The sequence below is a fragment of the Microbacterium sp. PI-1 genome (assembly GCF_004337555.1).
GTDB classification, from domain to species: Bacteria; Actinomycetota; Actinomycetes; order Actinomycetales; family Microbacteriaceae; genus Microbacterium; species Microbacterium aurugineum.
Map to the genome: position 1 here is coordinate 1 of NZ_SJYZ01000023.1, position 12,401 is coordinate 12,401.

General features: G+C 64.3%; 18 protein-coding genes. 7 read left to right on the forward strand and 11 right to left on the reverse strand.

What is annotated here, in order from left to right; translation table 11 throughout:
• Positions 1–105 precede the first annotated feature (105 nt).
• The 3 genes from E0W80_RS15540 to E0W80_RS15555 all read right to left on the reverse strand — a co-directional run bounded on the left by E0W80_RS15540 (position 106) and on the right by E0W80_RS15555 (position 2,059).
• Positions 106–549 (reverse strand): DNA cytosine methyltransferase, encoded by a 444-nt coding sequence (locus E0W80_RS15540; RefSeq protein WP_240740559.1) that lies wholly within the window; start codon positions 547–549, stop codon positions 106–108.
• 183 nt (positions 550–732) lie between these two features.
• Entirely contained in the window at positions 733–939 is a 207-nt protein-coding gene (locus E0W80_RS15545; protein ID WP_131493831.1) for a hypothetical protein, read from the reverse strand.
• A gap of 223 nt (positions 940–1,162) precedes the next feature.
• Positions 1,163–2,059, reverse strand: a complete 897-nt coding sequence (locus E0W80_RS15555; RefSeq protein WP_131493832.1) for a hypothetical protein — start codon at positions 2,057–2,059, stop codon at positions 1,163–1,165.
• Between the two features lie 351 nt (positions 2,060–2,410).
• Between E0W80_RS15555 and E0W80_RS15560 the strand changes: the two genes are divergently transcribed.
• The 5 genes from E0W80_RS15560 (at position 2,411) to ctaD (ending at position 6,504) form a co-directional block, all read left to right on the forward strand.
• Positions 2,411–2,725, forward strand: coding sequence for a hypothetical protein (locus E0W80_RS15560; RefSeq protein WP_131493834.1), 315 nt, complete (start codon positions 2,411–2,413; stop codon positions 2,723–2,725).
• A 425-nt stretch (positions 2,726–3,150) separates the two neighbouring features.
• The gene (locus tag E0W80_RS15565) at positions 3,151–3,648 is read left to right on the forward strand and encodes a DUF2243 domain-containing protein (protein WP_131493836.1); all 498 of its coding nucleotides are present in this window, start codon (positions 3,151–3,153) and stop codon (positions 3,646–3,648) included.
• Complete coding sequence (locus E0W80_RS15570) at positions 3,629–4,456, forward strand: cytochrome c oxidase assembly protein (protein WP_240740560.1); 828 nt, start codon at positions 3,629–3,631, stop codon at positions 4,454–4,456. Before E0W80_RS15565 ends, E0W80_RS15570 begins: the two co-directional genes overlap by 20 nt.
• 87 nt (positions 4,457–4,543) lie before the next feature.
• Positions 4,544–4,786 (forward strand): hypothetical protein, encoded by a 243-nt coding sequence (locus E0W80_RS15575; RefSeq protein WP_131493838.1) that lies wholly within the window; start codon positions 4,544–4,546, stop codon positions 4,784–4,786.
• Positions 4,787–4,851: 65 nt separating this feature from the next.
• Positions 4,852–6,504 carry a cytochrome c oxidase subunit I gene (gene ctaD / locus E0W80_RS15580; RefSeq protein ID WP_131493922.1) on the forward strand — a complete coding sequence of 551 codons (1,653 nt, stop codon included), beginning with the start codon at positions 4,852–4,854 and terminating at the stop codon, positions 6,502–6,504.
• Positions 6,505–6,564: 60 nt separating this feature from the next.
• Here ctaD and lgt read toward each other — a convergent pair whose 3' ends face one another.
• A complete protein-coding gene (gene lgt, locus E0W80_RS15585) occupies positions 6,565–7,479 on the reverse strand; it encodes a prolipoprotein diacylglyceryl transferase (protein WP_131493840.1) in 915 nt (304 codons plus the stop codon).
• A 158-nt stretch (positions 7,480–7,637) separates the two neighbouring features.
• On the opposite strand from lgt, the gene E0W80_RS15590 reads away from it, so the two are divergent.
• Positions 7,638–7,913, forward strand: coding sequence for a metal-sensitive transcriptional regulator (locus E0W80_RS15590; protein WP_240740561.1), 276 nt, complete (start codon positions 7,638–7,640; stop codon positions 7,911–7,913).
• 10 nt (positions 7,914–7,923) lie between these two features.
• On the opposite strand, the gene E0W80_RS19220 is transcribed toward E0W80_RS15590, so the two are convergent.
• From E0W80_RS19220 to trxA, 3 genes are read right to left on the reverse strand one after another with little or no spacing between them, the layout of a single operon-like run.
• A complete protein-coding gene (locus tag E0W80_RS19220; RefSeq protein ID WP_165875491.1) occupies positions 7,924–8,085 on the reverse strand; it encodes a hypothetical protein in 162 nt (53 codons plus the stop codon).
• A 20-nt stretch (positions 8,086–8,105) separates the two neighbouring features.
• On the reverse strand, positions 8,106–8,408 hold the full coding sequence (locus tag E0W80_RS15595) for a metal-sensitive transcriptional regulator (protein WP_131493844.1): 303 nt from the start codon (positions 8,406–8,408) through the stop codon (positions 8,106–8,108).
• Positions 8,405–8,779, reverse strand: coding sequence for a thioredoxin (trxA, locus tag E0W80_RS15600; RefSeq protein WP_131493846.1), 375 nt, complete (start codon positions 8,777–8,779; stop codon positions 8,405–8,407). Before trxA ends, E0W80_RS15595 begins: the two co-directional genes overlap by 4 nt.
• Before the next feature lie 199 nt (positions 8,780–8,978).
• Here trxA and E0W80_RS15605 point away from each other — a divergent pair, with 199 nt between their 5' ends.
• The gene (locus E0W80_RS15605) at positions 8,979–9,545 is read left to right on the forward strand and encodes a DUF4395 domain-containing protein (protein ID WP_240740562.1); all 567 of its coding nucleotides are present in this window, start codon (positions 8,979–8,981) and stop codon (positions 9,543–9,545) included.
• A 6-nt stretch (positions 9,546–9,551) separates the two neighbouring features.
• Here E0W80_RS15605 and E0W80_RS15610 read toward each other — a convergent pair whose 3' ends face one another.
• From E0W80_RS15610 to E0W80_RS15625, 4 genes are read right to left on the reverse strand one after another with little or no spacing between them, the layout of a single operon-like run.
• Positions 9,552–10,304 (reverse strand): sulfite exporter TauE/SafE family protein, encoded by a 753-nt coding sequence (locus E0W80_RS15610; RefSeq protein WP_240740563.1) that lies wholly within the window; start codon positions 10,302–10,304, stop codon positions 9,552–9,554.
• Position 10,305: 1 nt separating this feature from the next.
• On the reverse strand, positions 10,306–10,650 hold the full coding sequence (locus E0W80_RS15615; protein ID WP_131493848.1) for a DsrE family protein: 345 nt from the start codon (positions 10,648–10,650) through the stop codon (positions 10,306–10,308).
• On the reverse strand, positions 10,647–10,943 hold the full coding sequence (locus E0W80_RS15620; RefSeq protein ID WP_131493850.1) for a rhodanese-like domain-containing protein: 297 nt from the start codon (positions 10,941–10,943) through the stop codon (positions 10,647–10,649). Before E0W80_RS15620 ends, E0W80_RS15615 begins: the two co-directional genes overlap by 4 nt.
• A 30-nt stretch (positions 10,944–10,973) precedes the next feature.
• Complete coding sequence (locus E0W80_RS15625) at positions 10,974–12,383, reverse strand: MBL fold metallo-hydrolase (protein WP_131493852.1); 1,410 nt, start codon at positions 12,381–12,383, stop codon at positions 10,974–10,976.
• Positions 12,384–12,401: the final 18 nt, after the last annotated feature.

Consider the following 12,401-nt stretch of genomic DNA (forward strand, 5'->3'; position numbering starts at 1 on the left):
CGATGAAGGCGGTGATGGTGAGTGCGACCAGGGCGACGGCGGCGCCGGTGATGCTCTTGATCTTGGTGGTGGTGCGCATCGGGGATCCTTGTTCGGGGTCGGTGGTCAGGCGACCAGGTTGTAGTGGCGGCGGACGGTGTAGCCGAGGGATTCGACGCAGGCGGCGATGAGGTCGCGGGCAGCGTTCGGGGTGACGGCGTTGCCGGCTATGCGTACCTGTTCGCGCTTGTTGCCGAGGAGGACGTACTCGCCGGGGAAGGCCATGCCGCGTTTGACCTCGTAGGGCTCGAGCATCCGGAATTCGGAGTCGTAGACCATGACCCAGATCTCGTCGTCGGTGGGCTCGTGCTCGAGGTCGGAGAGGTCGCCGGGATCGATGAGCGACTGGTGCCCGGCGGTGGTGAGTGTCTGCAACGGGTCAGCTGCGGGGGTGGACTGCCAGCCGGAGGTGCCGTCGCCGTTGTTGCGCATCACGAGGGCGTGGTGGTTCCCGGATGCCGCGACGGTGTCGATGGGTCTCAGCTGGCTTTCTACGTCGGTGGTGGTCATCACGGGCCCTTCGTCGGTGTGGGCGCGTGGTCGGGACTGCGGAGGGCTGCTCGCTGGCGACCGCGCGGCCTTGGGGGGGATCATCGGACGCCCCCAGTGCCACCCCGGATACCTGCAGGATCGGGAAGATGTTGTCGAGCATCCGCGAGGGGACAACGCCAGAGACGGAAAGTACGTAGGGCATCAGATCCTCGAATCGTGTACGTGAAGGGCGAGCTGCTCGACGAGCTGCAGGAGGCGATCGAAAGCGGCCTCCATCGATGGCGTGAGCGGCTTGCCATCCACCCGACGGCAGACGAGCTGGAAGAGACGGAAACTCCAAGAGACGTCGACGGTTGTCCCACACTCGGCGCTCATCCGCACACTGAGATCCGCAGTGGTTACGACCATGGCTTCAACCCCTTCGCCTCGCGGAGCATCGCTCGAGTAATCCGCACATCCGGGCCGAGCCGGAACAGTGCCCGGTAATGCACGTAGGCCCGGTAAGCGCGCTCGCAGGTGAGATCCACCCGGCTGCCCCGATTCGGGCACGCACCTCTGCTTTTGCAACCGCTCTTGTACCCCGAGGCCGTGCCGTGCGTGGCAGCCTCCAGAGAGTCGAGAATCTTGCTCATCACGCAGCCTCCGCATGTGCACGCAGCCGCTCAACGTGACGAGGGGTGATGCCGAGCACGGGTGCGATCGCACTGGTGTAGATCCCCGCTTCGGACGCACGATCGATGACGATCTGCCGCTCAAACAGGGTGAGACGCACGGGCTCGCCACGTAGCGCGAGTTCCACCGCGACCTCATCGACAAGAACCGGCTCAGAACTCGCATCCGCCGGAGCGTCATCAAGATCCATGTTGTCCCACGCGAGCGCCGGCAACCACCCCTCCGCCTGCGCTCGCCGCATGGTGATGGTTTTGACGGCGCGCTGGATCGGGGTGTCGGTCGGGGGCTCTTTGTCCCAGAGCTCTTCGAAGAGGGCGGTGATCGCACGATTGGTGGAGCTGAAGACACGAGGGGAGATCAGGACTCGGTCGAGTTTGTGTCGGTCCAGGTCGCAGCGATCGGCGAGGTACTGGATTGCCCAGCCTTTCAGCCCGAGCGCCTGCAGGCGTCGGCGTGCTCCGCGTGAATCCACCCGGTGTCCGTCGGGAACCGTGGTCAGGTCGGGTGTGACGGAGAGCAGCTTTTCGGCGGTCGCCTGGTAGATGCGGAAGGGTGTGCTGCGCTTGCGCGGGATCCGTCGGTTCATGATGTTGCGGACGGTGCTCAGGTCGATGCCGGCGCCTGCCGCGATCGCGGCAGGCGTCATGCCGGCCATGACTAGGTCGCCGAGGTGGATCTGCACGGGGCGGGCGTCGATCAGCGTTCCCGTCGGGCGACCGTAGGCGACGAGCTTCTTGTACTCGTAGCAACGGATCCGGTTGGCGTCCTTGCAGTCGAAGCACGCGCACTTGTGGCTCCGGTAGCAGGTCGGCGTCTCGCCGTGCTTGTGGTCGGCCGGGCAAGTGTTGGTCCGCATGGCCCCTCCTACAAATGAGCTTCCCGAATATAACTTAGTCTTCCCGAATATAACTACTGGTGGAGGGCTTCGCAACACCCCCTCACTGACAAGGGGTGCCGAGGGGGCTTCGAAACCGACAAATCTGCGTGGGTCCCACGACACGCGGCGGGAATTTTCTCTGAGTTCAGAGGCCTCTAAATGGCCTCTTGAGCGAGGCGCGGTGCCGTCACCCTGAGCCAGATCCGCGCTCGTCGGACAGGTGCGAGCCCCTCCGCAAGCGGTACTTTAGGTACGTATGCAATCGCCGGAGGGGGCGCTGTGGGACTGGAAGTGCGACGTGCAGAAGGGGTCGAACGGCACAATGGTGAGATGCCCAGACTCGTCGCCGCGTCGTCAGACATGCCGCTGAATGCCGCGCGCGCACAACGGGCAATAGCGGCCACGACTCGCATCGAGGTGCTGCACTACCTCTTGAACCATCCGGGCTCCACCATCAACGAGATCGTGGTGGGTAGCGAACTTGCGAAAGAGACGGTCCGGGCGGCTCTGGAAGAGCTTGAGGAGACCTATGTGTCAGGGACCGTGGAGCGCGGCAAGCGCCGCGGTCGCCACGTCACCTTCTCCGTGGATCGCTCAACGCTCGCGCAGGACCTAGGCTCGCTCTCGGCCTATCTGCTGGGATAGCACAATCGCGGGCGAGCGTTACGAGGACCTCGTGGCCGTGCACCCGAGGTGCCATGAGTGGATCCCCCCCCCCCCGGGATCAGTACGCCCCTTCTCTGTGTCCGGCTGCTGTACCAGCTGACCGTCCTCACGAAACTTGTCGGATACTCACGAAACCTGTCGCGCGCTGATCGACGGCCAAGCCACGACCCTGCCGAAATTGATCGTTTCTGGCGCGGCGATCCAAGTAGAGCTGTGTCGGGGTCCAGAACCGTGCACCGTAACTGGGTTTCGGTGCACGTTTTCGGTAGAGGACGCGCGTCCCTTACCGATGTCGCGGCCCTGCTCCACGGACGAGCGCACATGTCAAGCCCGTCACGCTGACGATGCTCTCTCTCTATCGTGTGGTGTCAACCGAACGGCTGCGGGGACGAGGGAGTGACGCGATGACTGCCATCACGGATTCAACATCGACGCGAATTGACTATCGAGCGCGGGCCACGTTTTCGAAGCGCAACTTATGGTCGGGCATCCTCTTCGGCGTGGGCCTGGTGGCCTTCATCGATGAGACCGTCTTTCACCAGTTGCTGCACTGGCATCACTTCTACGATCTGGGAACTCCGGATATCGGATTGGTGTCGGATGGGTTCTTCCACGCCCTGAGCTGGGCAGCCACAATCGGCGGCCTCTTTCTGCTTGCGGATCTGCGGAGGCGCGGCGCTTTCTGGCAGATGAGGTGGTGGGGCGGAGTTCTCCTTGGCGCGGGGGCCTTCCAGCTGTACGACGGTACGGTGCAGCACAAATGGTGGGGTATTCACCAGATCCGCTACGTGGAGGATGTGCTCCCGTATGACCTGACATGGAACATCATTGCCGTCCTTCTCATCGTCGCCGGGGTTACCTTGACGGTCCGCACTCGGCGCAGTGGCATTCCTGCCGGGTGAGCCGGTGCATGATCACGCTTCCGGACCGGGCATCAGCCCCGACATCATCATCGCCCTCCCGTTCGCGTTCGTACTCGCGTTCTATGGTGGCTGCGCGATCATCCAGTGGCGGCGGGGCCGTCCGTGGCCCTGGTACCGCAGTGCCTCGTGGACTGTCGGCATTGTCACAGCCGCAGCAGGATTCGTGGGGCCGCTTGCGGCAGCCGCCCACCAGGACTTCGTCGCACACATGTGGGCGCATCTTCTCGTCGGCATGGCGGCGCCGCTGCTGCTTGTTCTCGGCGCTCCCGTCACGCTCGCCCTGCGTTCGATCGACGTTGGCTCCGCGCGCCGGTTGTCTCACGTTCTGAACAGTTGGCCGGCCCGGTTCCTCACCGCTCCGGTCGTGGCTGCTGTTCTCAACGTCGGCGGGATGTGGGTGCTGTACTCCACACCCCTCTACGACGCGATGCGAGCGAGCTTCCTCGTCCATTTGATCGTGATGACCCACTTCCTGCTCGCCGGATACCTGTTCACCGCGGCGATCATCCCGATCGATCCCGCCCCGCATCGTGCCGGATTCCCGCTCCGAACCGCTGTCGTCGTCCTTGCCCTCGCCGCCCACGGCATCCTCGCGAAGACGCTCTACGCTCACCCGCCGGTCGGGGTGGACGGGCTGGACGCGCAGGCAGGCGCGATGCTGATGTATTACGCCGGCGACGTCGTGGACATAGCGATCATCACTATTCTCTGCGCCCAGTGGTATCGGCGATCCGGCCGGAAGCTCCGCGGTCGCCAAGGCGCAGCACCGCTCGCGGCCTCGGCCTGATCGACGGCTCGGCAACGGCAACTGTCGAGGTCGGACGGGATGTCAACCCCTCGATTCATCGATACGGGTAGGGGTATTCTTCTCGGTATGTCCCATCATTCGGTTGACGGCCTACTGCGCCCGCTGGTGATATTGCCGCCTCTGGCTGGCATGTTCTTCGCGGCAGTCACCTTGATGACCACGCGGGCGTGGGGGTTCTCTGTGGTCTCCGGTGTGGTGGTGTTCTTCGGCAGCTTCGTGGTGCTGGCCATCATGTACTTGTTCGTCGATGTTGCCGACTCGGGTGAGCGTCGGGTGGGCCCCTATGAGGATTCGGAGCAGAGCAGATGACCACGACGAATGTCCCACCGGTGGGCGCACGTCCGACCGAGCTTCCCACTCGCCAGGCGGCTCTGATGAGCCATTCCCGTGTCGAGCAGAAGGGCAACGTCTTCGTGAAGTGGATCACCTCCACTGATCACAAAACGATCGGGTACATGTATCTGATCGCGTCGATGATGTTCTTCCTCCTCGGTGGAGTGATGGCCCTCGTCATCCGCGCTGAGCTGTTCGCTCCGGGGATGCAGATCATTCCGACGAAGGAGCAGTACAACCAGCTGTTCACGGTGCACGGCACCGTGATGTTGCTTCTGTTCGCGACACCTCTGTTCGCCGGCTTCGCCAACGCGCTTCTTCCTCTGCAGATCGGCGCCCCTGATGTGGCGTTCCCCCGACTCAACGCATTCGCGTTCTGGCTCTTCCTCTTCGGCGGAACCATGGTCATCGCAGGATTCCTCACCCCGCAGGGAGCGGCCTCATTCGGCTGGTTCGCCTATCAACCACTCGCTGGCGCCAGCTTCTCGCCAGGAGTCGGGGGCAACCTCTGGATGCTGGGGCTCGTGCTGAGTGGATTCGGCACGATCCTTGGCGCGGTCAATTTCATTACGACGATCATCACGATGCGCGCCCCGGGCATGACGATGTGGCGCATGCCGATCTTCACCTGGAACACTCTCATCACGAGCCTCCTCATCCTGGTCGCGTTCCCGGTGATCGCGGCCGCTCTCTCCGCCGCAGCGGCCGATCGAGTCCTCGGTGCGCACATCTTCGACCCGGCGAACGGTGGGGTCCTGCTGTGGCAGCACCTGTTCTGGTTCTTCGGTCACCCCGAGGTGTACATCATCGCGTTGCCGTTCTTCGGCGTCGTGTCCGAGATCTTCCCGGTGTTCAGCCGCAAGCCCATCTTCGGGTACAAGACCCTGGTCTATGCGACGATCGCGATCGCTGCCCTGTCCGTGGCGGTGTGGGCACACCACATGTATGTGACGGGCTCCGTGCTGCTGCCGTTCTTCGCGCTCATGTCGATGCTCATCGCCGTGCCGACGGGTGTGAAGATCTTCAACTGGATCGGAACAATGTGGCGAGGGTCCGTGACCTTCGAGACGCCGATGGTGTTCGCCCTCGGCTTCTTGGTCTCTTTCGTCTTCGGCGGTCTGACGGGTGTCATCCTGGCGGCCCCGCCGCTCGATTTCCACGTCTCTGACACCTACTTCGTGGTCGCGCACTTCCACTACGTGGTGTTCGGCACCGTGGTGTTTGCGATGTTCGCGGGCTTCTACTTCTGGTGGCCGAAGTGGACGGGGCGCATGCTCAACGAGCGTCTCGGATACGTGCACTTCTGGATGCTGTTTATCGGCTTCCACATGACCTTCCTGATCCAGCACTGGCTGGGCGTCGACGGCATGGTTCGTCGCTACGCGGACTACTCGGCAGCCGACGGCTGGACCTGGCAGAACCAGGTCTCCACTATTGGCGCGATGATCCTCGGGGCGTCGATGATCCCGTTCTTCCTGAACGTGTGGATCACGGCCCGCCGGGCGCCGAAGGTCACGGTAAACGACCCGTGGGGTTACGGTTCATCGCTGGAGTGGGCGACGTCGTGCCCGCCGCCGCGCCACAACTTCACGTCGATCCCGCGCATCCGCAGCGAGCGGCCCGCTTTCGACCTGAACCACCCGGAGGCGGCGGAGTTCGCCACCACGGCACCTGGGGAACAACAGCGCCAGTAGGCCACGATCTCCGTGCCGCCGAGCTGCTGCTAATCCCTCGGAGCTGCCCAGAATCGCTGGTCAGCTGGCTTCGCGTTCCTCCACGCTCGCGTCGCTGACTGACTGGCGAGGTGATGGAGTCGGTTCGCCGGAATCGGTTTCTCGCGCAGATCGGTAGATGCTCGTCTCGGGCTCGCGATGACGGATCGACTGGATCACGAACAGCGCCATGCCGAGTGCGACGGCGACGAACGACGCCCAGACGTTGGCGGGAATGCCCCAGAAGCCGTCGCTGGTCGGGTCGATGCGGATGGCTTCCAACCAGCTGCGGCCGAGGCCGTACCAGATGAGATAGAGCGCGAACGTGCGACCCCATCGGAGGGCGATTCTGCGCTCGAGGAGCAGGATGATCGCGACACCGGCGAGGTTCCAGAGGATCTCGTAGAGGAACAGCGGATGGAAGAGAGTTCCGTCGGCGAGGCCTTCGGGGAACTTCGCGTTCGTGGATTCGATCTCGAGTCCCCAGGGCAGCGTTGTCGGGAGGCCGAAGAGTTCGTGGTTGAAGTAGTTGCCGATACGGCCGATCGCTTGAGCGATGAGCAGGCCGGGTGCCAGTGCGTCGGCGAACGACCAGAGGCGGATTCCGGCCCGTCGGCAGCCGATCCACGCGCCGAGCGCGCCGCCGATCAGTGACCCATAGAGGGCGTTGCCACCATCCCAGATCGCGAAGATGTCTGCGGGATTCGCACCAGGATAGAAGTAGTCGCCGACGTGTGTGAAGACATGGTAGAACCGGGCGCCGATGATGCCCAGCGGCACCGCCCACAAGGCGATATCGATGACCACGCCCGGTTCCGCGCCTCGACGGGCGAGTCGCCGCTGGGTGAGGATCACCGCCACGATCATTCCCGTGATGATGCACAGGGCATAGGTGTGGATGGTGAGGGGGCCGATGGCGAACTGGGCCCAGTTCGGATCAGGGCTGGGGATACTCATGCGCACACCGCGCAACTATAGTCCCAGAGAGTCCGCATACCCACCTGGGTATGCGGACTCGTGGGATACTGAAAGGGCGTCGTCCATCAGGGACGTGAGAAGCAAGGGGTGCCCGAATGATCGAGACCATGGAAGCCAGCGTTTCCGAGGACACAGTCATGTCCGAGGAAGCCGGGGCAGCTCGAGTTGCGCAGCAGCGGAAGATCGTCAACCGTCTGCGTCGTGCTCAGGGGCAGCTCGCTGCGGTGATCACCGCCGTGGAATCCGGTGGCGAATGCCGCGATGTCGTCATTCAGCTCGCTGCAGTATCGAAGGCGCTGGATCGTGCCGGGTATGCGATCGTCGCATCCGCGATGCGCAATTGCGTGGCCGACCCGGAGAGCGAGTCGCTGACGCCGGACGAGTTGGAGAAGCTGTTCCTCACCCTCGCGTGAACAACCGCGCCTACCGGTTGAACAGTCGGGCGAAGAACCCCGTCGACGGTTCGTTGGCGTGTCCGTCGCAGCGCTGCGACCGAGGGATGCCGCGCATCACCTGATCGACGTGCTGGCCGCACCCCTTCCACGTCGCCTTGCCGCACTTCTTGCAGGTCACTTGGTAGCACATGGGGTCTCCTTCAATCGTTGCTACGAGAGCATCAGGAAGAGCTTTTCGATCTCTTCCGTGGTCATATCGGTCGGTTCCTTGTCCGCATCATTCACGGAGAGGCACTCTTTCAAAGCGTCGGCGACGATCACGAAGCCCGCACGGTTCAAGGCGCTCGTCACCGCTGCCAGCTGGATGACGACATCCCGACACCCCGCGTCGGCTTCGACCGCGGAGATCACCGCGTCCAGTTGCCCCCGCGCGCGTCGCAAGCGGTGCACCACGCGCCGCTGAGCGCCAGAGTCCGCTCTGCCGGCCGGAAGCGAGTCGGTGAGGACTGTCATTCCGATGCACCCGCGGAGGCCTCGTCCAGCTGCCGACGCACATCATCCATATCCAGTCCGCGGACGGCAGTGATGACCTGGTCGAGTTGAGCCTCGCTGAGGGCCCCGGGTTGCGAGAAGACGATGATCCCGCTGCGGAACACCATCAGGGTAGGAATCGAGCGGATGTTGAACGCGGCTGCGAGCTCCTGCTCGGCTTCGGTATCCACCTTGCCGAACGTGATGTCCGGGTGCGCGCTCGATGCGGATTCGAACACGGGCGCGAAGGCGCGGCACGGGCCGCACCAGGCGGCCCAGAAGTCGAGAATCACGATATCGGTGCCCTCGATCACTTCGCGCAGTGCAGTGCCGGTCACCGTTGTGGTGCTCATCCGGTCACGCTGCCGTGTCAAGGTGACCGGGGCAGCGCTGTTCCACGGGAACCCCGTAGAGCGCTTCTTCCACGTGCTGCCCGCAGCCCTCCCAGGTGGCCTTGCCGCACACGTCGCACATCACTCTCGCGCACATCTCTGTCTCCTTCGTTCGGGATCATCGACAATCGTACTATACCCCCCAGGGTATTATGGTTTCATGCCTTCCCCCTCTGAGACACCTGAACGCCCGACGATCGGACAGTGGGTGACCGGAGTGGATGTGCCGGTCGTGAACGAGCGAGCCGTCCGAGCATCTGCCGGCATCCTGTTCCTCGGTGGCTTCGCTGCGTGGATGTGGGCGTTGGCGACCGGGGACTTGCAGCCGATGCGCGCCTTCGGCATGGTCTTCGCGGTGGAGATGCTGATCCGGCTCGTCATCGGAACGGCCTACACCCCGACTCTGCTGCTGGGCGCTCTGCTCACCCGCGCGCAACGCCCGGAATGGGTTGAGGCTCGCTCGAAGGTGCTGGCGTGGAGCCTCGGATTGGGGATGGCATTGGTGGGATGCGTCAGTCTCGGCTGGCTTGGGCTTCCCGCGGTGGTCGCTCAGACGATCTGCGGCGGATGCCTGCTTCTTCTGTATCTGGAGACGGCGTTCGGGTTCTGCGCGGGGTGCGCTCTGGCGCGACGCTTTTCGCCTCGCAAGCCGGAGCTGTGCGCCGGGGACACGTGCACCTACACGCCCCCGCCGCGGGGCTCGAAGCATTCAGTGCTGACGGACTGACGACATTCAGGTTAGAGGGATGATGGTCGCCACGAGGGTGACGACCGCGATGACGAGCACGAGCACGGCGAAGCCGATCTGCAACCCCTTGCCTGGGAGCCTGGCCGCCAGACGTGCACCCGCGAGCGATGCGATCATCGCGGGGATGGTGAAGGCAACGGTGAGGGAAAGGTCGATGCCACCGATGCTTGCGTGCGCGGCGGCACCGGCCAGCGAGTTCGCGACCGTAACGACGAGCGAGGTACCGATCGCCAGCTTCATCGGGAGACGCAAGAGAAGGGCCAGCGCAGGAACGATGACGAACCCCCCGCCGACGCCCAACAGACCTGTGAGCATGCCCACGCCCAGACCGATGAGAACGGCATGGATGAGCCAGCGAGGATGCCGCTCTCCCCGGGATGCATTGTCGGGGATCGGTCGGAGCATCCGCACGCCCGCGACGAGCATGAGCGCGCCGAATCCGATCAAGAGCAGCGGTTGCGGGAGCAGTGCGTTCACGGCGGTACCCACGAGTGCTGCCGGAATGCCGGCCGCGCTCACGGTCGCCGCGACCGGCCAATCAACGCCGCCGCGAAGGCGCGGCACTACTGCGGTGGATGCGGAGGCGATCGCCATGACGAGAGATGCAGTCATGGCGTCCGCGACCGGGACTCCGACCAGGCCGACGAGCGCGGGCACGGAAATGATCCCGCCGCCAGCGCCGACCAGTCCCATGACGGCGCCCACGACGACGCCAAGGACGACGACGAGGAAGATCACCTCAGACGCGCACGTAGGCGGCGCCCGCCCATTGCTGCTCCGCAAGATGGATGACGGCCGATGGCACGGCGGTGACGCCCTCGGACAGCTGGTCCTGCTCGACACCTTCACGTTCCATGCTGTTGCCGCATGCAGCGACGTCGATCATGCCTCGGAGCGTGTCGACGAGGTCCTCGTCGAAACCTGCGCCGCTGACAAGTCCCGCAACAGCAGGCCCCTGCACAACCACGCGGATGCGGGCTTCCGGAAGTCCGTAGCTCGCGTTGCGAGCAACTCGCAGTGCGCCGGTGATCACCGCGGGGTCAGAGCCGAAGGCGTGGATCAGAAGCATGTGCTGCTCGCTCACGATTGCACCGGCCGGCCCGACTCGATCCAAGCAGACGTGCCCCCAGTGACGTTCACAGCCCGGATGCCTGCGGCCGCCAGTGCCTCACAAGCTCTGGCGCTTCGACGCCCGGATTGGCAGATCACATAGACGGCATCCGTCGTATCGATCTCGGCACTGTGATCTGCCACCTCCCCGAGCGGGATGTTGCGGGCACCCGGCACGTGGCCGTCCCCGTACTCATCCGGTTCGCGCACATCGATGACGACGGCGGAAGGGATGGCGGCAAGCTCGTCTACAGAGATCTCGTTCATGTCCACGCTTCTTTCACGACTGAGGGAGGATCAGGAGGCTACGGGTGTCTCCACCGGTTGGCCGGCGCGCACCCACCCGAGGTAACTGCCTTCGAGCTCGACGACAGGGATTCCCGCTCGACGCAGTGCCTGGCTGGCGACGATGTTGCGGGCACCGCTCTGACAGTAGGTGACGATCGTCCGATTCGAGGGAAGTTCATCGCTGTCCCACAGCACCCGCCCGGCGCCGATCCGGGTCGCACCGGGGACATGCCCGACGGCGTACTCGCTCGCCTGTCGGACGTCGAGAACGAACGCGTCCTCGAGGGTAGCCACCGACTCTGGAGAGATCGTGTTCGAGGGCACCGTGGGGAGGTCGGCGAGTGAGGTGATGAAACCCGCGTACGAGTCGATGCCGACCCGGATGAGGTGGTCGCGAACTTCGATGGCCTGCGTACCGTCGTGAACGAGGAGCAGCAGCGGGCGCTTTTCGCGCTCGGGATCCACCGCCCACGCGCCCCATGCCGCCGTCTTGCCCACAGCTGGGATCGCCAATGCGCCCGGAATGGAGCCCGCCCTCACGGCGTCAGGGGTGCGGGTGTCGACGAATACGACGTCATCGGCGTCGACGGCACCGGCCGCGCGGTTCGTGTCGAGTTCGACCAGGTCGGGGAGTGGTCCGAGGATCGAGGGGCCATCGCGATTCTCCCGCTTCATCCGCGCGAAGTATGCGTGCGCATCAGGTTGCCCGTCCAGAAGCTCTGCGACGAATCCGTCTCTGTCGTCGGCGGCAAGATACGGCCCCCACCAGGCGTGCAGGCGTTCGTAGCCCACGGTCGTCGACGCAATGGCGCCGAGCGCCTTCCCGCACGCGCTTCCCGCACCGTGCGCAGGATGAACCTGCACGTGATCAGGAAGGGCGAGGAAGACCGTGCGCAGGCTGTCGAACAGGTCCAGCGCACCCTGGAATCGGGTGTCCACCCCGCCGGCGGCTTCGTCCAGGAGATCGGGTCGCCCGAGATCGCCGACGAAGACGAAGTCACCGGACAGCACGTATCCCGGTTCGTCAGCGAACGCGCCATCGGTGACCAGGAAGACAAGGTGTTCAGGGGTGTGCCCGGGCGTATGCCGTGCCTGCACCCGGATGTTCCCCACCGTGATGATGTCTCCGTCGTGCAGGCGGTTCGCGGGGAAGCCATACTCCCAGTCGATCCCACCCTCGCCGGAGACGAAGATATCAGCGCCGGTGGCGTGCGCTAGTTCGCGTGTGCCGGAGAGGTAGTCCGCGTGAATGTGGGTCTCCGTCACGGCTGTGATGCGCAGCCCGTGCTTCTTCACCGCATCGAGATAGATCCCGATATCCCGTCGCGGATCGACCACGACGGCGTCCCCCGTGGCCTGGCAGCCGATCAGGTAGCTGGCCTGAGCGAGATCCTCATCATAGAAGCGTTCCAACAGCATGACATTCCCTTCGAAAAC